Source organism: Dietzia sp. IBK-p2-16D, from assembly GCF_057773085.1.
On sequence record NZ_JBYMTL010000005.1, the window covers coordinates 285643 to 308681 of the forward strand.

At 71.1% G+C, this 23039-nt stretch carries 25 protein-coding genes; 15 read left to right on the top strand and 10 right to left on the bottom strand.

The features are described 5' to 3' along the window. Positions 1–72: 72 nt before the first annotated feature. On the bottom strand, positions 73–624 hold the full coding sequence (locus AC3DE3_RS12710) for a hypothetical protein (RefSeq protein WP_260487344.1): 552 nt from the start codon (positions 622–624) through the stop codon (positions 73–75). Continuing rightward, the gene (locus AC3DE3_RS12715; RefSeq protein ID WP_260487345.1) at positions 621–899 is read right to left on the bottom strand and encodes a helix-turn-helix transcriptional regulator; all 279 of its coding nucleotides are present in this window, start codon (positions 897–899) and stop codon (positions 621–623) included. The genes AC3DE3_RS12710 and AC3DE3_RS12715 overlap by 4 nt, the downstream gene beginning before the upstream one ends. Positions 900–962: 63 nt before the next feature. Between AC3DE3_RS12715 and AC3DE3_RS12720 the strand changes: the two genes are divergently transcribed. The 4 genes from AC3DE3_RS12720 (at position 963) to purQ (ending at position 3278) form a co-directional block, all read left to right on the top strand. Beyond that, entirely contained in the window at positions 963–1460 is a 498-nt protein-coding gene (locus tag AC3DE3_RS12720; protein ID WP_260487346.1) for a glutathione peroxidase, read from the top strand. 86 nt (positions 1461–1546) lie between these two features. After that, positions 1547–2251 (top strand): DUF2334 domain-containing protein, encoded by a 705-nt coding sequence (locus AC3DE3_RS12725; RefSeq protein WP_488370224.1) that lies wholly within the window; start codon positions 1547–1549, stop codon positions 2249–2251. Between the two features lie 98 nt (positions 2252–2349). Then, entirely contained in the window at positions 2350–2604 is a 255-nt protein-coding gene (gene purS, locus AC3DE3_RS12730; RefSeq protein ID WP_488370225.1) for a phosphoribosylformylglycinamidine synthase subunit PurS, read from the top strand. Continuing rightward, positions 2601–3278, top strand: coding sequence for a phosphoribosylformylglycinamidine synthase subunit PurQ (gene purQ / locus AC3DE3_RS12735; protein ID WP_488370226.1), 678 nt, complete (start codon positions 2601–2603; stop codon positions 3276–3278). The genes purS and purQ overlap by 4 nt, the downstream gene beginning before the upstream one ends. A gap of 88 nt (positions 3279–3366) precedes the next feature. Here the strand turns inward: purQ and AC3DE3_RS12740 are convergent, their stop codons facing one another. Beyond that, a complete protein-coding gene (locus AC3DE3_RS12740) occupies positions 3367–3555 on the bottom strand; it encodes a hypothetical protein (protein WP_260487350.1) in 189 nt (62 codons plus the stop codon). Positions 3556–3762: 207 nt separating this feature from the next. On the opposite strand from AC3DE3_RS12740, the gene AC3DE3_RS12745 reads away from it, so the two are divergent. The 3 genes from AC3DE3_RS12745 to AC3DE3_RS12755 all read left to right on the top strand — a co-directional run bounded on the left by AC3DE3_RS12745 (position 3763) and on the right by AC3DE3_RS12755 (position 8101). Next, complete coding sequence (locus AC3DE3_RS12745) at positions 3763–4974, top strand: saccharopine dehydrogenase family protein (RefSeq protein ID WP_488370227.1); 1212 nt, start codon at positions 3763–3765, stop codon at positions 4972–4974. Positions 4975–5091: 117 nt separating this feature from the next. After that, entirely contained in the window at positions 5092–7392 is a 2301-nt protein-coding gene (gene purL, locus AC3DE3_RS12750; protein WP_488370228.1) for a phosphoribosylformylglycinamidine synthase subunit PurL, read from the top strand. Between the two features lie 40 nt (positions 7393–7432). Continuing rightward, positions 7433–8101 carry a YoaK family protein gene (locus AC3DE3_RS12755; RefSeq protein WP_488370229.1) on the top strand — a complete coding sequence of 223 codons (669 nt, stop codon included), beginning with the start codon at positions 7433–7435 and terminating at the stop codon, positions 8099–8101. Positions 8102–8123: 22 nt separating this feature from the next. Here the strand turns inward: AC3DE3_RS12755 and AC3DE3_RS12760 are convergent, their stop codons facing one another. Further along, positions 8124–9263 carry a hypothetical protein gene (locus tag AC3DE3_RS12760; RefSeq protein WP_260487354.1) on the bottom strand — a complete coding sequence of 380 codons (1140 nt, stop codon included), beginning with the start codon at positions 9261–9263 and terminating at the stop codon, positions 8124–8126. A 60-nt stretch (positions 9264–9323) separates the two neighbouring features. Here AC3DE3_RS12760 and AC3DE3_RS12765 point away from each other — a divergent pair, with 60 nt between their 5' ends. The 4 genes from AC3DE3_RS12765 (at position 9324) to purM (ending at position 14187) form a co-directional block, all read left to right on the top strand. Continuing rightward, the gene (locus AC3DE3_RS12765) at positions 9324–10880 is read left to right on the top strand and encodes an LssY C-terminal domain-containing protein (protein ID WP_488370230.1); all 1557 of its coding nucleotides are present in this window, start codon (positions 9324–9326) and stop codon (positions 10878–10880) included. Further along, positions 10877–11263 carry a sterol carrier family protein gene (locus AC3DE3_RS12770; RefSeq protein WP_260487356.1) on the top strand — a complete coding sequence of 129 codons (387 nt, stop codon included), beginning with the start codon at positions 10877–10879 and terminating at the stop codon, positions 11261–11263. The genes AC3DE3_RS12765 and AC3DE3_RS12770 overlap by 4 nt, the downstream gene beginning before the upstream one ends. Positions 11264–11433: 170 nt before the next feature. Next, positions 11434–13065, top strand: coding sequence for an amidophosphoribosyltransferase (purF, locus tag AC3DE3_RS12775; RefSeq protein WP_260487357.1), 1632 nt, complete (start codon positions 11434–11436; stop codon positions 13063–13065). Between the two features lie 39 nt (positions 13066–13104). Beyond that, positions 13105–14187 carry a phosphoribosylformylglycinamidine cyclo-ligase gene (purM, locus tag AC3DE3_RS12780; RefSeq protein WP_260487358.1) on the top strand — a complete coding sequence of 361 codons (1083 nt, stop codon included), beginning with the start codon at positions 13105–13107 and terminating at the stop codon, positions 14185–14187. A 154-nt stretch (positions 14188–14341) separates the two neighbouring features. Here purM and AC3DE3_RS12785 read toward each other — a convergent pair whose 3' ends face one another. Together AC3DE3_RS12785 and ygfZ are read right to left on the bottom strand one after the other, a co-directional pair. After that, positions 14342–14527, bottom strand: coding sequence for a DUF3073 domain-containing protein (locus tag AC3DE3_RS12785; RefSeq protein WP_067712007.1), 186 nt, complete (start codon positions 14525–14527; stop codon positions 14342–14344). Between the two features lie 171 nt (positions 14528–14698). Further along, entirely contained in the window at positions 14699–15862 is a 1164-nt protein-coding gene (ygfZ, locus tag AC3DE3_RS12790) for a CAF17-like 4Fe-4S cluster assembly/insertion protein YgfZ (RefSeq protein WP_260487359.1), read from the bottom strand. A gap of 39 nt (positions 15863–15901) precedes the next feature. Here ygfZ and AC3DE3_RS12795 point away from each other — a divergent pair, with 39 nt between their 5' ends. Continuing rightward, the gene (locus AC3DE3_RS12795) at positions 15902–16810 is read left to right on the top strand and encodes an aminodeoxychorismate lyase (RefSeq protein WP_260487360.1); all 909 of its coding nucleotides are present in this window, start codon (positions 15902–15904) and stop codon (positions 16808–16810) included. A gap of 131 nt (positions 16811–16941) precedes the next feature. Here the strand turns inward: AC3DE3_RS12795 and AC3DE3_RS12800 are convergent, their stop codons facing one another. From AC3DE3_RS12800 to AC3DE3_RS12815, 4 genes are all read right to left on the bottom strand, one after another. Next, positions 16942–17631, bottom strand: coding sequence for a heme-binding beta-barrel domain-containing protein (locus AC3DE3_RS12800; protein WP_260487361.1), 690 nt, complete (start codon positions 17629–17631; stop codon positions 16942–16944). 119 nt (positions 17632–17750) lie between these two features. Beyond that, complete coding sequence (locus AC3DE3_RS12805; protein WP_488370231.1) at positions 17751–18251, bottom strand: DUF8021 domain-containing protein; 501 nt, start codon at positions 18249–18251, stop codon at positions 17751–17753. 48 nt (positions 18252–18299) lie between these two features. Next, positions 18300–19130, bottom strand: coding sequence for a sulfurtransferase (locus AC3DE3_RS12810; protein WP_488370232.1), 831 nt, complete (start codon positions 19128–19130; stop codon positions 18300–18302). A gap of 10 nt (positions 19131–19140) precedes the next feature. After that, positions 19141–19881, bottom strand: a complete 741-nt coding sequence (locus tag AC3DE3_RS12815; protein ID WP_488370233.1) for an LmeA family phospholipid-binding protein — start codon at positions 19879–19881, stop codon at positions 19141–19143. An 82-nt stretch (positions 19882–19963) separates the two neighbouring features. Here AC3DE3_RS12815 and AC3DE3_RS12820 point away from each other — a divergent pair, with 82 nt between their 5' ends. The 3 genes from AC3DE3_RS12820 (at position 19964) to pstS (ending at position 22981) form a co-directional block, all read left to right on the top strand. Next, positions 19964–20653 carry a winged helix-turn-helix domain-containing protein gene (locus tag AC3DE3_RS12820; RefSeq protein ID WP_260487366.1) on the top strand — a complete coding sequence of 230 codons (690 nt, stop codon included), beginning with the start codon at positions 19964–19966 and terminating at the stop codon, positions 20651–20653. Continuing rightward, positions 20650–21621 (top strand): mycothiol synthase, encoded by a 972-nt coding sequence (mshD, locus tag AC3DE3_RS12825; RefSeq protein ID WP_488370235.1) that lies wholly within the window; start codon positions 20650–20652, stop codon positions 21619–21621. The genes AC3DE3_RS12820 and mshD overlap by 4 nt, the downstream gene beginning before the upstream one ends. 250 nt (positions 21622–21871) lie before the next feature. Further along, positions 21872–22981, top strand: coding sequence for a phosphate ABC transporter substrate-binding protein PstS (gene pstS, locus AC3DE3_RS12830; protein ID WP_260487369.1), 1110 nt, complete (start codon positions 21872–21874; stop codon positions 22979–22981). Positions 22982–23039 lie beyond the last annotated feature (58 nt).

The window sequence follows — 23039 nt, forward strand, 5'->3', positions numbered from 1 at the left end:
AATTCGTGTGCGGCTGCAGTGGATTGCGCACGGCCGTGCTCGGCGACGCCGGTCAGTGCCCGTCAGTGCCCGTCAGTGCCCGTCGGGAGTGGGCTCCGCGACGTCGTCCGGGCTCTCGGGGGCCATGGTGCCCGCCATCGCGGCGGCGGGGATGACGGCACCGGCGAGGAACGTGAGGATGCCCAGACCGCCCATCATGTAGGCGAGCCGGTGTCCGTCTCCGATCTCCAAGCTCGAGCCGAAGATCAGCACCATCGAGATCACGAACAGTCCGCCGGTGACCAGCGAGAGCGCCCGCGAGCGTGCCTCCAGGAGCGTCGCCAGTTCGAACTCGTCCAGGTATCGGGCGGGGGCGGTGTCCTTGGAGTCGATGGTGATGCGCAGCATCGTCCAGACGACGCAGATCACCACGGTCATGGGGAGCCAGGCCAGGATGATCGGGAACCAGAAGTAGCCCGCCACCGCGATTGTGGCCATGAACGCAAGGCTCGCCCAGTTCAGGCGGACGAGCAGTCGGCGACGTGCCGGGGTCCTCCACGACGGGAGTCTGCCCTCCGTCCGGGTCTGCATCCTCTCGAAGCGCTGCTCGGATCGGGTGAGGGTGTCGACGCGGTAGCTGGTCATGATCGGTCCTCTCGGGTGCGGCGGTAGATCTCGGCGGACATCGGCTGGAACTCCTCGCGGGAGAAGACGGCTTCGACGGGCAGGTCGAAGACCGCGCAGATCCGGAAGGCCAGATCCAGGCTCGGGTAGTGATCGCCTCTCTCGAGGGCCCCCACGGTCTGGGGGTTGACCTCGATCTGCTCGGCGAGCGCCGCCCGGCTCAGGCGGTGTTCTGCCCGCAGCACGGCGATCCGGTTGTGGATGGGGAGCTTTTCTCCCCTTCGGACTGGGCTCATGTATCTAAGTGTTGGGAAAACCCAACGATTTGTCAATGGCCGGGACCGAGTAGGCTGTGTCACATGAGCAGCGGAAGCGTCCACGACATCTCCTTCACCACCATCGACGGCGAGCAGGCGAGCCTCTCCGACTACGCGGGTCACGCGGTCCTCGTGGTCAACGTCGCCAGCGAGTGCGGCCTCACACCGCAGTACGAGGGCTTGCAGGAGCTGGCGGATGACTACCGCGACCGCGGGCTCTTCGTCCTCGGGTTCCCGTGCAACCAGTTCATGGGCCAGGAGCCCGGGGACGAGGACACCATCAAGGAGTTCACCTCCGGCAAGTACGGGATCACCTTCCCGCTCGCGGCCAAGGTCGACGTGAACGGCCCCGACCGCCACCCGCTCTACGCCGAGCTGACCAAGACCGCCGATTCCGACGGTGAGGCGGGGGACGTTCAGTGGAACTTCGAGAAGTTCCTGCTCTCGCCCGAGGGGGAGGTCGTGGCGCGGTTCCGTCCCAAGGTCGAGCCCGGTGCCCCCGAACTGGTGGAAGCGCTCGAGGAGACACTTCCGATCTGAGGGCGTGTGCAGGGATATCGGGCCCGGCAACGTGGCGTACACCTCGCCGTCGTCGCCTGGTCACCCCTCCCTGACACGATGGCCGCATGACACCGCGCCTCATCGTCTCGGTCTCCGGGCTCCGCGACACCACCCTCGACGACGCCGTCGACCTGGTCGGTGAGCTCGAGCGACGTTCCGTGCCCGTCTCCCTTCTCGTGGCGCCACGGCGAGGGCACGAGTACCGGCTCGCCGAGGACGCGGGCACCCAGGACTGGCTGCGGCACCGCCGCGCGCAGGGCGACGCGATCGTGCTGGGCGGCTACGACGACGCCGCGACCAAGCCGCGCAGGCCCGAGTTCGCCTCCATCGGACCCGCCGAGGCGGCCGTGCGCCTCGCCGCCGCCGACCGGCTCATGGCCGAGATGGGCCTGCGGACCCGGGTGTTCGCGCCGCCCCGCTGGAACGCCTCACCCGGATGCCTCAAGGCCCTGCCCGGGGCCGGCTTCCGGGTGTGCGCCGCACTGACCGGTGTCCACGACGTGGTCCGCGGCACCACCCATCGGGGTCGGGCGCTCTCGATAGGGGAGGGCTTCGTCGCCGACGGCTGGTGGTGCCGGGCCCTCGTCGCCGCGGCCGGACGCACCGCCGAGGCCGGTGGGCTCGTCCGGCTCAACATCTCGGCCACGCAACTCTCTCGGCGGGCGCCCCGGGCGGCGCTGCTCGACGCGGTCGATCTGGTGGCCGGCGAGCGCGGCGCGCAGGTCGCCCGGTACGAGTGGTCCCCGGTCGCGCTCGTGGGCGCCGCGTGAGCTTTCGGTCCCGCGATCAGCGGCGGGTAGGATCGGGCGGTGAGTCCCGGCCGGTCCGGGGCCGTCCCGCGTAGCCGTCCGATCGAGGAGATCCCACCGTGGCCCGAGTCGTCGTCGAAGTCATGCCCAAGGCCGAAATCCTCGATCCGCAGGGTCAGGCCATCCACCGAGCGCTCGGCCGCCTGGGCCACGGCGGCGTCACCGACGTCCGGCAGGGCAAGCGGTTCGAGCTCGAGGTCGCCGACGGTGTGTCGGACGCCGAACTCGAGGAGATCGCCTCGTCGCTGCTGGCCAACACGGTGATCGAGGACTGGAAGGTCGTCCGCGTGGGCACCGCGGAGGCGGCCTCGTGACCGCACGGATCGGCGTCATCACCTTCCCCGGCACTCTCGACGACATCGACGCCTCTCGCGCCATCACCCGGGCCGGCGGCGAGGCCGTCTCGCTGTGGCACGACGACGCGGACCTCAAGGGCGTCGACGCGGTGGTGGTCCCCGGCGGATTCTCCTACGGCGACTACCTTCGCTGCGGCGCGATCGCCTCGATGGCCCCCGTCATGGGTGAGGTCATCTCGGCAGCCAAGTGTGGCATGCCCGTTCTGGGCATCTGCAACGGCTTCCAGATCCTGTGCGAGGCCGGACTGCTCCCCGGCGCCATGGGGCGCAACCGCGACATGCACTTCATCTGCCGTGACGAGTGGCTGCGGGTGGAGAATAACGGCACCGCCTGGACCTCCCGGTTCGAGCAGGGTGCCGAGATCCTCATTCCTCTCAAGTCCGGCGAGGGGCGCTACATGGCCACGCCCGAGACCATCGAGCAGCTCGAGGCCGAGGGGCGCGTGGTCTTCCGCTTCGCGACCGACGCCCCCAACGGGTCCACCAACAACATCGCCGGCATCAGCTCCGCCAACGGGCGCGTGGTGGGCCTCATGCCGCACCCCGAGCATGCGATCGACCCGCTGACCGGCCCCTCCGACGACGGGCTGGGACTGTTCCTGTCCGCACTGGACACGGTCGTGAAGGTCTAGGTCCGAATTCGGGCGCCGCACGGCGCCGACGCCATAGCGAAGGGCCCGCTGGGATTGCTCCCGGCGGGCCCTCCGGTGTTGCGCCTGATCAGGCGAGGCCGCCCGTGCTGCCCAGGTCGGCGCCGAAGCTGCCGATGAGGCCCAGGAGCAGGTTCGGGAGGAGGAACGCGGCACCGACGAGCGTGTCGATGGCCGACGAGCCGGTCTCCGGCAGGCTGCCGGAGAACTCCGCGCTGAGGGGGGTGGTGAATTCGGCGATCGAACCGGTGAGGTCCATGGGGTCTCCTTTAAGAAATTCGCTCCGACATGATCGGGGCGAGGTGCGGCGACCCGGGTGGTCGCGCGCGCGAGATGATTTTGCACCCCGTGATGGTCGTTTGTTCAACTTTCTTCACATCAGTGACAGACGTCACTTCCGACACTCGAATCCTCTCGCGACCCCTGCGTCGCTCGCCGGGCGCCGTCGATGCGGTAGAACCGTGGAATGAGCGAAGCACACAGCCAGCCCGCCTCGGCCTCCGACAAGGCCGACCGTCCGTTCGACATCGTGCTCTACGGTGCGACCGGCTTCACCGGGGGCCTCGTCGCCGAGTACCTCATGCAGAACATGCCGGTGGGCGGCTCCTGGGCGGTCGCCGGCCGTAACCGGACGAAGCTCGACGCGATCGTCGCGCGACTGGCGAGCGAGATGCCCGACGTCCCCGCGCCCGGGGTCGTCGTCGCCGACACCGACGACGCGCGGTCGCTGGACGAGATGGCACGGTCGGCCCGGGTCGTCATCACCACCGTCGGCCCGTATCTCGAATACGGCGAGCCGCTGGTCGCCGCCTGCGCCGACGCCGGCACCGACTACGTGGACCTGACCGGTGAGCCCGAGTTCGTCGACCGCATGTACCTCGAGTACCACGACGCGGCCGTGGCCTCCGGCGCACGGATCGTCCACGCCTGTGGATTCGACTCGATCCCCCACGACCTGGGCGTTTTCTACACCATGAAGCAGGTGCCCGAGGGCGTGCCCGCGGTGGTCTACGGGGCCGTGCACGCGGACGCCCAGTTCTCCGGCGGGACCTTCCACTCGGCCATCGGGCAGTTCGCGCGCCTGCGGGACGCGGCCAAGACCGCCCGGCTCCGGCGGCAGAAGGAGGGCAAGGTCGCCGGCCGTCGGATCAAGTCGGTCCAGGGCAAGCCGCACCGCGACAGCGTGCTGGGTCGGTGGCTCGTGCCGCTGCCGACCATCGACCCCCAGGTCGTCCTGCGCTCCGCCGCAGCCCTCGACAGCTACGGCCCGGACTTCACCTACTCGCACTACGCCTCGGTCGGCTCGCCCGTCACCGCCACGGCCGGGATGGTCGGTGTCGGCGCGGTCGCGCTCGGTTCCCAGATCGGCCCCCTGCGTTCACAGATCCTCAAGCGGATCGACCGGGGTGCGGGGCCGAGCGAGTCCCGGCGGGCCCGGTCCTCGTTCGACGTCACCTTCGTCGCGCTGGCCGGTGGCCGTCGGGTCGTCACGCGTGTCTCGGGAGGCGACCCGGGGTACACGGAGACCTCGATGATGCTCGCCGAGTCCGCGCTGTGCCTGGCGTTCGACGAGCTGCCCGCGCTCTCGGGTCAGCTCACCACGGCACAGGCCATGGGCGACGCCCTCCTCGACCGCGTCCAGCGCGGCGGTCTGACGTTCGAGGTCCTGTCGACCTGACCCGGGAGTGCCCGGGAGACGTCACGGGAGCGCCGGAGGGGCACCGCACGACCCCGCTCGAGGTGGCGGCGCGGGCGTGGATTCGCCACCGGGTGGGGGCCGACTAGACTCGGCCCCGTGACCTCTCACGTGGACTCCATCTCGCACGCCTTCGACACTCCCGACCTCGCCCAGCCGTGGGCGGAACTCGGACTCAAGGAGGACGAGTACGCCCGCATCCGCGAGATCCTGGGGCGCCGCCCCACGGACGCCGAATTGGCGATGTACTCCGTCATGTGGTCGGAGCACTGCTCCTACAAGTCGTCCAAGGTGCACCTGAAATACTTCGGGGAGACCACCACCGACGAGATGCGCTCGTCCATGCTCGCCGGCATCGGTGAGAACGCCGGCGTCGTGGACATCGGCGGTGGCTGGGCCGTGACGTTCAAGGTCGAGTCCCACAATCACCCCTCGTACATCGAGCCCTACCAGGGCGCCGCGACCGGTGTCGGCGGGATCATCCGCGACATCATGGCGATGGGTGCGCGGCCGGTGGCCGTGATGGATCAGCTCCGCTTCGGCCCCGCCGACGCCGACGACACGCACCGTGTGCTCCCCGGTGTCGTGGCGGGCGTCGGCGGGTACGGCAACTGCCTGGGCCTGCCCAACATCGGTGGTGAGACGGTGTTCGACGAGTCCTACGCCGCCAACCCGCTGGTCAACGCCCTCGGTGCGGGCGTCATGCGCGTGGAGGACCTGCACCTGGCGTTCGCCTCCGGCACGGGCAACAGGATCATCCTGTTCGGTGCCCGCACCGGCCTCGACGGGATCGGTGGCGTGTCCGTGCTGGCGTCCGAGACCTTCGATGTGGACGAGAACGGCGCGCCGGTCAAGCCGCGCAAGCTCCCCAGCGTCCAAGTGGGCGACCCGTTCATGGAGAAGGTCCTCATCGAGTGCTGCCTCGAGCTGTACCGCGACGAGCTGGTCGTGGGCATCCAGGACCTCGGCGGTGCCGGCCTGGCGTGCGCCACCTCCGAGCTGGCCGCGGCCGGCGACGGCGGCATGCACATCGTGCTCGACAACGTCCCGCTGCGCGCGGAGGGCATGTCCGCCGCCGAGATCCTCTCCAGTGAGTCGCAGGAGCGCATGTGCGCCGTGGTGACGCCGGAGAACGTCGAGGCCTTCATGGAGGTGTGCCGCCGCTGGGACGTGTTGGCCGCCGACATCGGCGAGGTCACCGACGGCGACCGGCTCACCATCGAGTTCCGCGGCGAGACCGTGGTGGACGCCCCGCCGGAGTCGCTGGCCGACGAGGGGCCGGTCTACGAGCGCCCCCTCGAGCGGCCCGCCGACCAGGACGCCCTGCAGGCCGACACCACCGCGGACCTGGCCCGCCCGGCCACCGGCGACGAGTTGCGTCAGACCCTGCTGGACATGATCTCCAGCCCGGCCCTGTGCTCGCGCAAGTTCATCACCGAGCAGTACGACCGGTACGTCCGCGGCAACACGATCCTCGCGGAGAACGCCGACGGCGGAGTCCTGCGCATCGACGAGGAGTCCGGCCGCGGCATCGCGCTGTCGACCGACGCGTCGGGGCGCTACACCAAGCTCGACCCGTACACCGGAGCCCGGCTGGCCCTGGCGGAGGCGTACCGCAATGTCGCCGTCACCGGCGCCACCCCGGTCGCGGTGACCAACTGCCTGAACTTCGGCTCCCCCGAGGACCCGGGCGTGATGTGGCAGTTCCGCGAGGCCGTCCACGGTCTCGCGGACGGCTGTGCCGAGCTCGGTATTCCCGTCACCGGCGGCAACGTCTCGTTCTACAACCAGACCGGTTCCACCCCGATCCTGCCGACGCCCGTCGTGGGCGTGCTCGGCGTGATCGACGACGTCGCCCGCCGCACGCCGACGGCCTTCGGTGACACCCCCGGCGAGAGCATCTACCTGCTCGGCGAGACCCGCGACGAGCTCGACGGCTCCATCTGGGCCCAGGTCGCCCACGACCATCTCGGTGGGCTGCCCCCGACCGTGGACCTGAAGTGGGAGGCCACGCTGGCCCGCATCATGGCGACCAGCTCCAAGGACGGTCTCATCACCGGTGCCCACGACCTGTCCGAGGGCGGGCTCGCCCAGGCCCTCGTCGAGTCGGCGCTGGCGGGGGAGTGCGGCATCCGCGTCGTGCTGCCGTCCGACGCCGACCCGTTCGTCTGGTTGTTCTCCGAGTCCGCCGGGCGCGTGATCGTCTCCGTGCCCCGCGGCGAGGAGATCCGCTTCCAGCAGATGCTCACCGCGCAGAACATCCCGCACACCCGCGTCGGTGTCACCGACCCCGAGTCGGGGACGTTCGAGGTGCAGGGCCAGTTCACCCTGACGATCGACGAGCTCCGCGACGCCCACGAGGGGACGCTCCCGGCGCTGTTCGGGGTCGACCCGGTCTGAGTCGGTGCGGTAGGCGGCCGGATCGGGGGTAGGCGGGCGGATGCGCGACCTGCGCAAGCGTGAACGGGTCCTCGCGGTGGTGCTCGCCGCCACCGCCGGGTTCGTCGACGCGGTGGGGTTCCTCGTGGTGGGCGGCTACTTCGTGTCCTTCATGAGCGGGAACTCCACCCGCATGGTCGTCGACCTCTCGGGCGGTGACCTGGGCGGCGCCGGCATCGCCGCGGTCGTGCTGGTCTCGTTCTTCCTCGGTGCGGTCGGCGGAGCCGTGGTCACCCGTCGCCGCAACCTCGACGACCGCCCCGCGGTCCTGTCCCTGGTCGCGGTCCTGCTGCTGGCGTCCCTCGCCCTGCACCGGGTCACCACGGCCGCGGTGCTGGGGGCCCCGGTGTCGGTCGCCGCGGCGGCCGCGTCGATGGGTGCCATGAACTCCGTCTTCCACTCACGCGGCGAGGTCTCGCTCGGCGTGACGTACATGACGGGCGCGGTGGTGAAGTCGGCCCACCGCCTGGTCGATGCGCTGGCCGGGGGGTCCTGGGCCCCGTACCGCCAGCAGGTGGCCCTGTGGTCCGCACTCGTCCTGGGTGGTGTCGCCGGAGCGTCGCTGCACGCCGTCATGGGGGCCGACGCACTGTCGCTGGCCGCTGTGGTCGTGATCGGCGCGGCGGTCGTGACCGTCCTGTTGCGGGCCCGGGACTACCGCACCCCCTGACGGCCCGCCAGGGCCCCGGGCCTCATGGATGTGCTCGTCGTCGTGCCCCCAGATAGGCCTCCCGCGCGGCGAGGCCACGGACCACCTCGTCGAGCATCGGTCGCACGAACCGTTCCTTGTGCGCGGCATCGGACGCCGCCGCGGCGGCCAGGTTGAGCGCGGAGAACGTCGCCAGCATCAACGACACGCGCACGAGGGTGACGCTGACGGGCAACCCGGACAGGAGCCCGCCCGGCTCGTCCGGGGGACGCAGCGTCCACCGCGTCTCGGTGATCTCGGGGATGGCGATCCACCCGAGGGTCACGAAGAACAGGAACACGAGGGAGGCGAAGAGCGCCGCCTGGATGAGGGTGGCCAGCACCGGCACCAGCACGAGGTTGACCCGCTCGGCGCGGCGCAGGAGCTGCTCCGGTTCCCGGCCGCGCAGGTCGTGGAGGATGTCGTCCCGGGTGGAGATGCCCACCAGGAGCACGGTGAGCCCCACCATCACACCGAGCACGGCGAACGTCCGCGGCCAGGACAGCTCCACCATGATCTGCCAGATCTCCACGCTGAAGAACAGGAACAGCACGGCCAACATGAGGATCGGCAGCACCCGCGCCACCATCGGTCCCATGGTGGTCAACTCGCGTCGCACGCGGCGCGCCGACCACCGGACCAACGAGCCGAGCCCCGTGTAGGTCCCCGCCAGGACGCCCGCCGCCAGCAGGGCGGTGGTGCGGTGCGTGGGGCCGTCGTGGGGGTCGAAGGCGAGGTGGGGGACGACGACGAGGGCGGCCAGTGCGACGAGACCGAGCACCGAGCCGACCGCCGGGTGCGCGCGACGGGCGGTCTTCGAGACCAGCCATCCCACGAGCGGGGCGGCGACCCACAGCGCGATCGCGAGCACGAGCAACCCGACGATCGGCGCGGGGACGTCGATCAGCTCGGGGTCCGCGTCCGGGCCGAGCCGCTCGAGCAGGGCGATCATGTGGTCGTTCGAGCGGTCCACGGCCGAGATCCCGGTGCAGGCCACCGCGAGACCGGCGCTGACGCCGGCGGACCGGGCGAGCAGTTCCCGCCGCCGCGTGGCGGGGGCGATCATGAGCGGCAGGCCCAGGGCGCGCAGGTGGTCCTCGTGGGCGGGCAGGCTGCTCGCGGGGGTGGGATCGGGCGTGGGCACGCGCACATTCTCGCAGTGATCGCGGTCCGCGAGGGTCGGACCGGAGGCTATCGTCGAACCATGTCCACCAGCGAGCGCACGGCGCCCGTCTACGTCAGCCCGCCGTCCAAGGTCCGCGACGACACGGTGCGCCCCGTCCTGCCCGGCCTCGCGGTGGACACCGTGTTCTTCGCGCTCGCGACACTGTCGGCGTGCTGGCTGGGGTGGCGACTGCTGGCCGACGTCTGGCACCACACCTGGTGGCACCTGCTCCTGCTCATCCCGTTCTGGGCGCTGGTCGCCTACCTGGTCCTGCCGCGCCTGCAGACGCTCATCACGGCGGTGTACGTCCCCGGGTACTTCATCGCGCGCACCCGCACCTCCGACGGGCTGTTGGGGGACCCGGTCAACCTGGCCGTCGACGGCACCGCCCGTCAGATCCACGAGGCCATGACCGCCTGCGGCTGGGTGCTGGCCGACGACATCACGGTGCGCTCATCCTGGGGCATCATCGTCTCCTCGGTGCTGCGCCGGTCCTACCCGTCGGCCCCGGTCAGCCCGCTGAAGCTCTTCGGTCGGCGGCAGTGCCTCGCCTACCAGCAGGAGGTGGAGGGCAACGCGGCCCAGCGCCACCACGTGCGCTTCTGGCGCTGTCCGGACGGCTGGCTCCTGCCCGGCGGGCACCGTGTCCAGTGGCTCGGCGCCGGCACCTACGACCGCGCGGTGGGCCTGTCGCTGTTCACCCTCCAGGTGACCCACAAGATCGACGCGGACATCGACGTCGAGCGCGACTACATCGTGGACTCCATCCAGTACCACATGCCGGCTGTGGGGGTCCGGGTGCTGGAGAACTTCTCGACCGGTTACCACTCCCGCAACGGCGGCGGCGACGCGATCCGTACCGATGGAGACCTGCCCGTGGTGGACCTGCGGTGCGTGCCGGTCCCCGAGGCGTCGGCGGCCGACCTACCGCCCGGCGTGGTGCGCGCGGCTCGCGGCTTCGACGACCCGGACGCCGAGGGGGGCGTGGCCTCGGGGGATCCGGACCGGCCGGCCGACGACGTCGCACCCGACCCCGGGCACCTGCCGCGACCGGCGGCGCTCACCGCGGGGTGCGCCCTCGTCGGGCTCAGCGTCCTCGTTCTGACCGTGCTGGCACTGCGCGATCTGGTGGGCGGGGCGGACCTGGAGGAGTTCGCCGGGCTGCAGCAGTCCGAGCTGGTGCCCGCCATCATCGCCCTCGCGCTGTTCATCGGCGCGACCTACGGCGCGATGGGCGTGCTGGCACTGCTCACCTACCGCGGATACGCCAGACCGCGCGTGTGGCTCCTGGCGCTGACGTGGGTGAGCACGCTCTCCACCGAGTACGGGCGGTTGACCACCGATGCCGAGCAGGACACGTTCCTCGGCGGGTATCCCGTCCTGGCCGTCAACGTCCTCATCATGCTGCTGCTCACGAGCATGGCCTCGCGGACGTGGAGTCGGCGCACCGCCCAGGACCGGCGTGACCGTCGGCGTGGTGCGCGCACCGGGGTGCGGGAACTGCCGGCCGGCGGGGCCCCGGACGCCGTGGCGCCGGCGCGTGCGGCCACACACGCTGCGGCGTCGATCCCCGCCGGCTCGGGGGACCCGACGTGAGCCGCGTCCCCGACGCCGCGGCGGTGCGCGCGGCCGTCGAGGCGGTGACGCCGTGGCTCGACGACGACGAGACGGCTGCCGAACCCGGTCGGTCGGCGCTGGCGGCGGCGGTCCGCGGCACCGTGGAGGTCCTCGCGGCCGAGCTGCCGGGGCGTTCCGTCGAGGTCCGTGTTCCGCCGTTCGCCGCGGCGCAGTGTGTGGAGGGGCCGCGGCACACCCGGGGCAGCCCACCCAACGTTGTCGAGACGGACCCCCGCACCTGGCTGGAGCTGGCGACGGGCCGGATCGGCTGGGACGCCGCGGTGAGAGAGGGCCGGGTGCGGGCCTCGGGCACCCGCGCGGCGGCGGTCGCCGCAGGGTTGCCGGTCATCCGACCCGCGTGAACGGCGCGGGGGTGTCTCCCGGCGGGAGGAACGGTGTGGGGTCCCGCCCGATGGAGGGGTCCGCGCACCGGCCTTTGGGGTCACGGGGGTCGGTGACCGTAGACTTGCAGGCGCACCGCCGGGGTCCGTCCGGGCGGACCGCCCCGAAAGCCGCGAGGGAGCACCAGCAGGTGGAGAGCACGTCGTCACGACCGGCACCGTCCGGATCACTCCGCCGTACCGGTGGCGGGTCCGCCGTGGGGCTGGGGCTGCCGGACCCGTCCGTTCCCGGGCCCGCGGGCCTGCCCGTCGACGCCGAGCGCATCGGCCCGGTCGAGGAGTGCGGAGTCTTCGGCGTGTGGGCCCCCGGCGAGGACGTCGCCAAGCTCACCTACTACGGCCTGTACGCGCTGCAGCACCGCGGTCAGGAGGCCGCCGGTATCGCCGTCGCGGACGGCGAGCAGGTCCTGGTCTACAAGGACCTCGGCCTGGTCAGCCAGGTCTTCGACGAGCAGACGCTCGAATCGATGCACGGTCACGTGGCGATCGGGCACTGCCGCTACTCGACCACGGGCGCGGCGAGCTGGGACAACGCCCAGCCGATGTTCAGGCCCACGACCGACGGCGGTTCCCTGGTGCTCGGGCACAACGGCAACCTGGTCAACACGCAGGAGCTCAAGCGGCACGCGACGGACCTGGGGATCGGTGGGTATTCGGAGGAGAGCACCCACTCGGACTCCGACATCGTCTCGACCCTCCTCGCCCACGAGGCGCGTGACGGGGGACTGGAGGAGGCCGCGGCCCGTCTGCTGCCCCGCCTGCGCGGGGCCTACTGCCTCACCTTCTCCGACGAGAACACGCTCTACGCGGCCCGCGACCCGCACGGCGTGCGCCCGCTGGCGCTCGGACGTCTCGAGCGTGGCTGGGTCGTGTCGTCCGAGACGTCCGCCCTGGACATCGTCGGGGCCTCGTTTGTCCGCGACATCGAGCCCGGCGAACTCATCGCGATCGACGCCGACGGCGTGCGGTCCCGCAAGCTCTCGCCCCCGACTCCCAAGACGTGCGTGTTCGAGTACGTCTACCTCGCCCGTCCCGATTCGGTGATCAACCAGCGCCTGGTCAATTCGGCGCGGGTCGAGATCGGGCGCCGCCTGGCCCGCGAACACCCCGCCGAGGGCGACCTGGTGATCCCGGTCCCCGAGTCCGGCACCCCGGCCGCGGTCGGCTACGCCCAGGAGTCCGGGATCCCGTTCGCCCAGGGGCTGACGAAGAACGCCTACGTGGGCCGCACGTTCATCCAGCCCAGCCAGACCATCCGTCAACTGGGCATCCGCCTCAAACTCAATCCGTTGCGCGAGGTTATCCGCGGGCAGCGGCTCGTGGTGGTGGACGACTCGATCGTGCGCGGGAACACCCAGCGGGCCCTGGTCCGCATGTTGTACGAGGCCGGAGCCCGCGAGGTGCACGTCCGGATCGCCTCTCCGCCGGTGCGCTGGCCCTGCTTCTACGGGATCGACTTCGCCAGTCCCGCCGAACTCATCGCCAACGGCGTCGACGCCTCCGACGGGATGCTCGAGGGGGTCCGCCGTGCCATCGGCGCAGACAGCCTCGGTTACGTCTCCGTCGAGGGGATGATCGAGGCCAGTGGCCAACGGCCCGACGAACTGTGCGCGGCCTGCTTCGACGGTCACTATCCCATCGAGCTGCCCGACGACTCACCCATGAGCGCGGCCGTCCGCGCGCTGGCTGCCGAGGTCGACGGCCTCGAGGCCGATCGCTTCCCGGTCCGCAGTGACAGCGGGGACCCTGTCCGCCGACCCTGAACAGGCGCCCGACCAGGGGCACCGACGAGGAGACACCACATGACCGACAACTCACACCACCCGACCGGCGCCTCGTACGCCGCCGCCGGCGTCGACATCGACGCCGGCGAGCGCGCGGTGGAGCTGTTCGCCCCCCACGCCAAGCGGGCGACCCGGCCGGAGGTGATGGGGGGCCTCGGTGGTTTCGCCGGCCTGTTCTCGCTGAAGAACACCTACCGGCAGCCGCTGCTCGCCTCGTCCACGGACGGCGTCGGCACCAAGATCGCCGTCGCGCAGGCGATGGACGTCCACAACACGGTCGGTATCGACCTCGTCGCGATGGTCGTCGACGACCTCGTGGTGTGCGGTGCCGAGCCGCTGTTCCTCCAGGACTACATCGCCATCGGCAAGGTCGTCCCCGAGCATGTCGCGGACATCGTCGAGGGGATCGCCGAAGGCTGCGTCCAGGCCGGATGTGCGCTGCTGGGCGGGGAGACCGCTGAGCACCCGGGGCTCATGGCTCCGGGGGAGTACGACATCTCCGCCACCGGCGTGGGGATCGTCGAGGCCGACGAGATCCTCCAGGCCGAGAACGTCCGTCCCGGCGACGTGATCATCGGTATGGCCTCGTCGGGGCTGCACTCCAACGGCTACTCCCTGGCCCGCCACGTGCTCCTGGAGCTCGCCCGACTCCCGCTCGAAGGACACGTCGAGGAGTTCGGACGGACCCTGGGTGAGGAGTTGCTCGAGCCGACGCGCATCTACGCGCTCGACTGCCTCAGCCTCATCGCGGAGACCGACGTCCGGGTCTTCAGTCACGTCACCGGTGGCGGGCTCGCCGAGAACCTCGCCCGGGTGATGCCCCGGGGCCTGGTCGCCCGGCTCGACCGGGGCCGGTGGTCCGTCCCCGCGGTCTTCAACACCATCGCCCACCACGGCCGCGTCGAGCAGGCCGAGATGGAGCGCACGTTCAACATGGGTGTCGGGATGGTCGCCGTCCTGCCCGAGGAGGACGTGGACCGCGCCCAGGCGGTCCTCACCGCCCGCCACGTCGAGAACTGGGTGATCGGTCGCGTGGAGAAGGCCAGCGAGGACGTCGACGCCCCGCGGGTGACGCTCGAGGGGTCACACGCCCGGTTCTAGACGCGCGCAGCGCGCAGACGACAGCGACCCGGCCGGGGCAGTTCCGGCCGGGTCGCTGTCTCTTGCTGTGTCCCACGCCCGTATGACGTACGAGGGCCGGGCACCCTCTCGGGGATGCCCGGCCCTCGTGGCTCCTACCGGAGCGGGGGGTGCGTCAGTACCTGGTGTCGCCGTCGGACCACGACCCGTAGGGGTCGTCGTCCTCGTCGGTGCTGAGTCGCGTGGGCGACCCTCCACCCGACAACTCCTGCTGGAGACGTTCTAGGTCCGTCTGCGGAGTGTTGTACTTCAGTTCGCGAGCGACCTTGGTCTGCTTCGCCTTCGCGCGGCCTCGGCCCATTGACCTGACCCCCTCGGAAACGGTGCTGGGCCACCTCGGGGGTGCCCATTGCAAGTGTGAGTATCTGCCTGTCCACAGGATAGCGTGCCCGGCGCGGAATGTCCGCCCGGGTGTCGGGGAGTCGCCTCCGGTAGTGACCCGCGGGGGTGATCCCGCCCCTGCGGGGGTGCGTCAGACCTGACCGCGGAGCCGGCGGACGGCCTCTCGCCCGGCCTGCGTCCCGGTCTCCTGCGGGACGCTGTCCGGATCGACGGCGGCGAGGACCCCGTCGATCTCGAGAGCGGCGTCGAGGGGGACCGACCGCTTGAGCAGGGCGAGCGCCACCGGGCCGTCCTCGTGGTGCTGGACCACCGTTCCGACGCGTCCGACGGTCCGTCCACCGGAGCTGACCTCGGTTCCGGGCACGGGTAGTTCGTCGCTGCCGGAGCCGTCCAGCTGGAGTCGCACGAGTACCCGGGGCGACCGTCCGAGGTTGTGGACGCGGGACACCGTCTCCTGGCCCCGGTAGCAGCCCTTGTCCAGGTGCACGGCGCCGAGCTGGGCGACCGCGCCGATCCAGGTGGGCACCTCGTGGGGGATGGTCTTCTCGTCCGTGTCCACCCCGAGGCGACCACGCAGCGGGGTCGTCCCGGCCGCACGCATCGCCTCGAACGCCCACGACCCCGCCGGGCGTGCACCCGCCGCGACCGCCGCGTCGAACCACGCGGTCAGTCCGGAACGGGGGACCACCAGATCGATCGACCCGGCCAGGGGCCAGGGCATCCGCCGGGCCACGCCGCCCCCCGGCAGCGCGGCGCTGGCGTAGTCCCCGGCGGGCAGGGCCACCTCGGTGCCGTCCGGGGCCGCGAGGGAGGCGGGCAGGGTGGCGCCGGTGAGGGTGATGACCGCGAGTTCGGCCGTCTCCGGGGTGGCGTCGGCCCAGAACACCATCTTGGTGAGGAACTGCAGCAGGGCCGCACCGCGGCCGGGTTCGGTGTCCACGACGAGCGTGCCCGCCACATCGGCCAGGACCGCGTGGTGTTCCACCCGCCCGTTCGCGTCCAGGATCAGTGTCTCCGCGCCGCCGCCGTCCGGGATCTCGGACACGTGCTGGGAGACGAAGCCCTCGAGCCAGGTCAGCCGCTCCCCGCCACCGATGGTCAGGACATCCCGGTGCGAGCGGTCGACGACCACGAAGCCGGAGTCGGCAGCGCGCTGCTCGCCGAAGGGGTCGCCGTAGTGGAACGGCACCCCGACGTCGGGGGAGGTGTCGGCCTCGTCTACTGCTCCGGGGCGGTTCAGGATCGGGCTGCGGTAGCCGCTGTCGGTCCGCTCGGGCACAACTGGGTCGGTCACGGACGCGAGTCTACGTATCCCGCCGTAGTGTTGGGCGGCATGGGCACAGGACTGGGAACGGGAGCCGATCGACCCGATGACGCACGGGTGGTCGTGCTCGTCGCGGGCGGGCCCGAGGGGCCGCGACCCCGGGTCCACCCGTCCGATCAACCGCTGTTGTTGGCCGACGACCTGGCCGCCGTCCGCGGCGACGGTTGCTTCGAGACGCTCCTGCTGGTGGGCGGCCGCCCCGCCAAACCGGAGCGACACCTCGCGCGACTCGCGAGGTCGGCGGGCGCGTTGGGGCTGACCGGCCCGTCCCCGGAGCAGTGGCTGGCGGCGATCGACCTGGCGGCGAGCCGGTGGGGGCCGGACTCCGAGGCGATGCTCCGGCTGGTGTTGTCACGTGGGCCCGAGCGCGGCGGGCAGGAGACCGCCTACATCACGGTGGCACCCGTCAGCGGCGTAGCGCTCCGGTCGCGGGCCGAGGGCATCGCGGTGACGGCCCTCGGTCGGGGGTACGCGGCGGACGTCGCCGGGTCCGCCCCGTGGTTGTTGCTCGGATCCAAGACCCTGTCGTACGCGAGCAATATGGCGGCACTGCGGCACGCCGCGGCTGCGGGGTTCGACGACGTCGTCTACCTGTCCTCCGACGGCGAGGTGTTGGAGGGGCCCCGGTCCACCGTGGTGATCGCCCGGGGTGGCGAGCTGCTGAGCCCCCCGGCGGAGGTCGGGATCCTCGAGGGCACCACCCTGGCTGCCATGACCGAGATCGCCGAGCGTGAGGGGGTGCCGGTGCGCCGCGAGCGACTACTGCTCACCGATCTGCTGGCAGCGGACGCCGTGTGGCTGCTGTCCTCGGTGACCCTGTGCGCGAGGGTCCGCAGGATCGATGACGTCACACTGCCGACCGCAGCCCCGGGGATCGACGTCGCGGGCATGGTCGACCGCGCAGTCGGCCGAACCTGACGGATCCGACCCCCCGGAACGAGCTCGACCCCCCGGAACGAGAAAATCCGCCACACCGACCAGGGAACCACCGCCCTGTCGGTAAGGCGGTGGTTCCCGGGTCGGCGCAGCGGACCGGGCAGGGGGCCGCGTCAGCCGGCGACCCGGCGCAGGCGCGCGGACATGTGGGGCACGAGTCCCTTCTCCGGGTGGACGCGCTCCTCGACCCAGCCGAGGTCGCCGTCCTCGACGATCCCGTAGATGCGCTTGGCGCCGCCCCGTCTGGGTCCGGTGGGGGAGGACAGGACCACGTCGGTGGCCATCTCCCAGGCGGACTGGGTGATCGGCGCTCCGTAGTACATCTCGATGACGCCGGAGGCGTGCGCGACGAGGAACTCGAGTTGATCGTCCTCGGAGATCCGCCAGAACCCCGCCTCTCGGTAGGCCGCGTCGTCCACGGTGCCGCCGGAGTCGAAGGTCCAGGCGCGCGATGTCCAGCTCAGGTAGTTCTCGCCGTCGTGGGCCACGACGACCTGTTGGCCGAACCGGTGCTGGCCGCGGTCCTCGGTGTCCGCCTCGCCCTCGCCCTCCCACACGCCCACGAGGGGAAGCAGGGCGAGCAGGCCGGGATGCAGGTCGGGGCCGAAGCGCAGGTTGGCCGTGTCCTCGGGAACCGGGAGTTCGGAGAACGCGGGGATATTGCGTCGGGCGGTCTCCGCCGACCGCTCCGCCGCGGCGTCGACGGCCGCGTTCCCGGATCCGCGCACTACCGCCTCGCCGCGGTCCCCCTCGGGGGTGGGCGGCGTGGGGTCACCGGCGTTCGGCTGGCCGCTTTCCGTCACGACTCGTCGGTGACCGTGCGGTACACGATGTAGCAGGTGGCCCACAGGATGGCCAGCGTGCAGAGGACGAGGAGAATCTCGAAGAAGAGCACCATGGCTCAATCCTAACCCCGAGCCACTCAGCCCAGTGAGATGCGGGCCTCGATCGAGTGGATGAGGCAGTCCTCGGGAGGTACGACGAAGTCCTCGCTGACCCTCGCGCGGGCACCCAGCACGGTGGCGAGCGTGAAGTCCGCGTGGACGACACCCTCACGTCCCGGGGGGTCGACCGTGATGACGATGTCGCGCACCTCGCGGATCACCGAGTACTGGAGGTGCAGGTGCAGATCCCACCGGAGCTGGTCCGCCCCGAACCCGGTCTTCAGTCCGTTCTCGCGCCGGACACAGTCCTTCGCGAACGGCACGCGGAATGCGGCGGCCGGGACCGTGAGAGCCGTGAGGTACATCCGGACGGCGGCCTCACGCTCCTCCGGGGAGTAGGGGCCGGGATGATCGGGCACGGCCGGGGTCGCCCCACGGCGTTGATCGATTCCCACGATGACGGCGGAGGCGACCGAGGCGCCGACGGCGACCACGGAGGCCCGCCCGGCCATGCCGAGCGCACGCGACAGCAGAGACATGGGTTCGAGATTAGTCAGTTCCGACGGCCGACGGGGTGAACACGCGGCTCACCTCTCGACCGGGACCCCGATGAGCGAGCCGTACTCCACCCAGCTGCCGTCGTAGTTGACGACATTCGGTTGATCGAGGAGTTCGTGGAGGACGAACCAGGTGTGGCTGGACCTCTCGCCGATCCGGCAGTAGGCGACGACACGGCGGTCGGGGGAGCCGAGGAGGTCGGCGTAGATCTCCCGCAACTCGGCGTCCGAGCGGAACGTGCCGTCGCGGGTGACCGCCCGGTTCCACGGGATGCTCACGGCGCCCGGGATGTGCCCGCGCTGGCGTCCACCCTCCTGGGGCAGGCCGGCCGGGGCGGCGAGACGGCCGGTGAACTCGTCGACCGATCGGACGTCCACGAGCGCGTCTCTGCCGAGGCCCGCGAGGACGTCGTCGCGGAACGCCCGGATCGACAGGTCCTGGGGCTCGGCGTCGTACTCGGTCACCTGGCGCTGCGGCAGCTCCGTCTCCAGGGGCAGGCCGTCCCGTTCCCAGCGCATACGGCCACCGTCCAGCAGTCGCACGTCGGGGTGCCCGTACAGCCGGAGGTACCAGTACGCGTACGCGGCGAACCAGTTGTGGTTGCCGCCGTAGACGACCACGGTGTGCTCGCGGGTGATGCCCCGTCCCGACATGAGCTCACCGAACCGCTCGCGGTCGACGAGGTCGCGGGTGTACTCCTGCTGCAGCTCGGTGCGCCAGTTCAGCGCGACGGCCCCGGGGATGTGCCCGTCGGTGTGGTAAGCCGTCACGTCCTCGTCGACCTCGAGGAAGACCACCGAGTCGTCGGCCAGGCGCGAGGCGGCCCAGCGGGTGCTGACCAGTACGTCGTCGCGACTCATGAACCCGAGTCTAGAGGTCGGGCCGGGCGAGGCCGCCCAGCGGCGCGGTGCCGGGTCCGCCCCGGCCGGTGGCGGTGATGGTGCCACCCCTGACGTCGAGGGACTCGACGGCCACGCCCAGCGGGAGGACGTCCGGTTCCAACGTCAGTGCGGTGCGGCGCATGGCCAGTGCGCCATCGCCGTCGGGGAAACCAGCCGGTCCGGTCGCGGGTGCGACGGGGACGAGGTGGGCCCCGAGGTCGTCGACGACGAGGTCGACGAACGCCGAGACACGGACGTCGGTCCCCTCGAGTGTCCCGGTGACGCGGGCCCGGTTCTCGGTGCCCCCGGCGAGGCTCGGATCATCGGCCGCACCGACCAGCACGTCCCGCATACCCAGGGCCGGGCCCAGCGAGTCGCCGGTCATCTGTACCGAGACCGTCACCGCTCCGGACGTCAGGGGTCCGCTCCGGTCCGGTGGCACCGAGACGTCGGTGGCCATGGCCTCGACCGCGACGGGACCGAGTCCGGGACGGTCGACCCCCTCGACCCGGATCGCCACCGAGGTGAGGGTGTCCGGCCCCGACCACCGGGACCCGGGGACCCCGCCGATCTTCACCGAGGGCGGCCCGCTGAGGGGGATCCCCCGGGCGATCCGGTCGGACAGAGCGGCTTCGATCCGCGAGGCCGACACGGCCTCCGCGGTGAAGGCGCCGCCGGCCACGATGGCCATGGCAGCGGCCGCGATGACGACGGGGCGGGGGGCTCTCATGGGTTTCAGGTGTACTCCAATCCCCGTTTCGGGGGTGCGGGTCGCTAGTATCGTCTCGGCCCCCGGACGGAGAGGAAGCGACATGGACGTAGTGCTCCTCGCTGCTGAAGCAGACCCTGAGGCGGTCATCCCCGCACTGCCTCTCCTACCGCACTCGGTGCGGGTGCTCCCCCCGCTGGCGTCCTCGCTCGGGGATCTCTCCGGGGCGGCGCTCGCCCTGGTCGACGCGCGGAGTGATCTCGCGGCGTCGCGTGCACTGTGCAGACTGTTGTCCGGCGGGGGAGACCTCGCAGTCATCGCCGTGGTCTCCGAGGGTGGTCTGATCGCCGTCAGTGGGGACTGGGGTCTCGACGACATCCTCCTCCCGACCACCGGTCCGGCGGAGGTGGACGCCAGGTTCCGGCTCGCCGCCGCGCGGCATTCGTCCCAGGGTGAGGCCGAGGGCGGCCTCCTCACGGTCGGTGAGCTGGTGATCGACGAGGAGACCTACGTCGCCCGGGTCAAGGGGCGTCCCCTGGACCTGACCTACAAGGAGTTCGAACTCCTCAAACACCTCTGCCAGCATCCCGGCCGGGTGTTCTCCCGTGCACAGTTGCTCCAGGAGGTCTGGGGCTACGACTTCTTCGGTGGCACCAGGACCGTCGACGTCCATGTCCGGCGACTTCGCGCGAAACTCGGTCCCGATCACGAGTCCCTCATCGGCACCGTCCGTAACGTCGGGTACAAAGCGGTCCGACCCTCGGACCGCCGGGAGGACGGGGGGGACGCATGACGGTCACCGAACGCGTGATGGACTCCGGTGCGGTCGACATGATCGAGGCGATGGCACGGCAGGCCGGGGCTGTCGACGGGGTCGCACCGCTCGGCGAGCAGCCGATGCGGGCCCTACGGGGGACCACGGGCGAGGTGCGTCACTTCCTGGCGAGCGAACCCGAGGCGGACGATGATGCCGCTGTTCACGGAGCCGCGGCTCCCTCGATCGTCGGCTACGCCCAGCTCACCGGCACGGGGGACGAGGCGACCGCGGAACTCGTCGTGGACCCCTCGCGCCGTCGCAGGGGCCACGGGACCGCCCTCGTCCGCGCGGTTCTCGAGGCCGAGCCCGGCGCCGCGGTGTGGGCGCACGGGGACCTGCCCTCCGCCCGCGCGGTGGCCGAGGGCCTCGGGCTGGCGCGGACCCGCGAACTGCTCAAGATGCGGAGGCGGGCGTCGAACGGGCCGGCACTCGCGGACCCGCGCCCGTCCGAGGGCATCGAGACCGGCACCCTCGCCGATGCCGAGTCGGAGGGTGGGGTCCGGTGGCCGGGGATGGACTCCCGGGAAGAATTCCTCCGCGTGAACAACGCCGCGTTCTCGTGGCACCCGGAACAGGGGGGCTGGACGCGCGAACAACTCGACGACCGCCTCGCCGTGGACTGGGTCGACCCCGGGGCGGTCTTCCTCGCGGTGGACACCTCGGGCGACCGCCCGCGGCTGGCGGGGTTCCACTGGACCAAGACCGTCGCGGAACCCGGGGAGCCGGTCGAGGGGGAGGTCTACGTGGTCGCGGTCGACCCGGCCGACCAGGGCCGCGGATTGGGCGGCCTGCTCACGGCCATCGGGGTCGACCACCTCGAGAGCCGGGCACGGGCGGGGTCGGTCGTCCTCTACGTGGAGGGTGACAACCGACCGGCGATCCGCACCTACGAGAGGCTCGGATTCGCTGTCGAACACCGAGATGTGACCTACTCCTCGCGCTGAGACGCGGGCGGTCCCGACCTGCGATCCCAGGATAACCCCAGGTGGGGGGCGCGCAGGGGGTGTCGGGCAGCCGAGGTTAACGCTCCGAGCAGGGAGTTCACCTCGGGTTCACCTGCCTTCGCGGGGTTGTTCACGTCGGAGACCTAGGTTTTCTCGTCGTCGGGTCGATGTGTGTCGATCCGGCCTCGCGACGTGAGTCACCAACTACGTGACACGGTGGAGTCCTCCACCGATGAACCAAGGAGAATCTGTGGACCTCAAGCGCACCGGTGCCCTGCTCGGCCTGGCCACCCTGACGACGTTCGGTCTGGCCGCCTGCTCGGATGACAACGCCGGCGGGGGCGACACGGCAGCCCAGGCCGTCTCCGGCGCGGAGTGTGGTGGCAAGGCCAGCCTGAACTCCTCGGGGTCGTCCGCGCAGAACAACGCCATGACGATCTTCGCCAACTCGTACAGCATGAGCTGCGAGGGGCAGACGCTGGACTACAACTCGAACGGTTCCGGTTCGGGAGTCAAGGAGTTCATCGGCGGCCAGACCGACTTCGGCGGCTCCGACTCCCCGCTCAAGGACGACGAGTACACCCAGGCCGAGGAGCGGTGCGAGGGTCCGGCATGGAACCTGCCCGCCGTCTTCGGACCCATCGCTGTCGCCTACAACCTCGACGGTGTCGAGGTTGCGCTCTCGGCCGACACCATCGCCAAGATCTTCTCCGGTGAGATCACCAACTGGAACGACCCGGCCATCGCAGCGGAGAACGAGGGCACCGAGCTGCCCGATCAGGACATCACCGTGATCTTCCGGTCGGACGAGTCCGGCACCACCGACAACTTCCAGAAGTACCTCGAGGCGGCCGCCCCGGAGTCGTGGACCGGGGGAGCCGGCAAGACCTTCAACGGGGGCACGGGCGAGGGCTCCCGCGGCAACGAGGGCGTCTCCGCGGCCATCGCGCAGACCCCCGGGACGATCACCTACACCGAGTGGTCGTACGCCAAGAACCAGGACCTCGGCATGGTGAAGATCATCACCCCGGCCGACGCGGAGGGCGTGGAGCTCAACGCCGAGACCGCCGGCACCACGATCGACTCGGCCACCCTGAAGAACGAGGGTTCCAACGATCTGGTGATCGACACCTCGTCGTTCTACGTCCCCGAGGTCGCGGGCGCCTACCCGATCATCATGCCCACCTACGAGCTCGTCTGCTCGACGTACGCCGACCCGGAGACGGCCGAGGCCGTCAAGTCCTTCCTGGGTGTCGCGGTGGCGGAGGACGTCCAGGCCCAGCTCGAGGACGAGGGCTACATCCCCGTGCCGGACGCCTTCCGCGAGAAGCTCCTCACGGCCATCTCCGAGATCTCCTGATATTCGCGGTCACCGCGTCCGTCCCTGTACGGTCGGGCGCGGTGACCGACCCTTTCCC

Bases quoted from the DNA above. Each gene is read 5' to 3' on its own strand.
- AC3DE3_RS12715 (WP_260487345.1), bottom strand. From the start codon at position 899: ATGAGCCCAGTCCGAAGGGGAGAAAAGCTCCCCATCCACAACCGGATC.
- AC3DE3_RS12720 (WP_260487346.1), top strand. From the start codon at position 963: ATGAGCAGCGGAAGCGTCCACGACATCTCCTTCACCACCATCGACGGC.
- AC3DE3_RS12710 (WP_260487344.1), bottom strand. From the start codon at position 624: ATGACCAGCTACCGCGTCGACACCCTCACCCGATCCGAGCAGCGCTTC.
- AC3DE3_RS12820 (WP_260487366.1), top strand. From the start codon at position 19,964: ATGGACGTAGTGCTCCTCGCTGCTGAAGCAGACCCTGAGGCGGTCATC.
- AC3DE3_RS12810 (WP_488370232.1), bottom strand. From the start codon at position 19,130: ATGAGTCGCGACGACGTACTGGTCAGCACCCGCTGGGCCGCCTCGCGC.
- purM (WP_260487358.1), top strand. From the start codon at position 13,105: ATGACCGACAACTCACACCACCCGACCGGCGCCTCGTACGCCGCCGCC.
- AC3DE3_RS12785 (WP_067712007.1), bottom strand. From the start codon at position 14,527: ATGGGCCGAGGCCGCGCGAAGGCGAAGCAGACCAAGGTCGCTCGCGAA.
- AC3DE3_RS12745 (WP_488370227.1), top strand. From the start codon at position 3,763: ATGAGCGAAGCACACAGCCAGCCCGCCTCGGCCTCCGACAAGGCCGAC.
- AC3DE3_RS12795 (WP_260487360.1), top strand. From the start codon at position 15,902: ATGGGCACAGGACTGGGAACGGGAGCCGATCGACCCGATGACGCACGG.
- AC3DE3_RS12740 (WP_260487350.1), bottom strand. From the start codon at position 3,555: ATGGACCTCACCGGTTCGATCGCCGAATTCACCACCCCCCTCAGCGCG.
- mshD (WP_488370235.1), top strand. From the start codon at position 20,650: ATGACGGTCACCGAACGCGTGATGGACTCCGGTGCGGTCGACATGATC.
- AC3DE3_RS12815 (WP_488370233.1), bottom strand. From the start codon at position 19,881: ATGAGAGCCCCCCGCCCCGTCGTCATCGCGGCCGCTGCCATGGCCATC.
- AC3DE3_RS12725 (WP_488370224.1), top strand. From the start codon at position 1,547: ATGACACCGCGCCTCATCGTCTCGGTCTCCGGGCTCCGCGACACCACC.
- AC3DE3_RS12805 (WP_488370231.1), bottom strand. From the start codon at position 18,251: ATGTCTCTGCTGTCGCGTGCGCTCGGCATGGCCGGGCGGGCCTCCGTG.
- AC3DE3_RS12755 (WP_488370229.1), top strand. From the start codon at position 7,433: ATGCGCGACCTGCGCAAGCGTGAACGGGTCCTCGCGGTGGTGCTCGCC.
- AC3DE3_RS12765 (WP_488370230.1), top strand. From the start codon at position 9,324: ATGTCCACCAGCGAGCGCACGGCGCCCGTCTACGTCAGCCCGCCGTCC.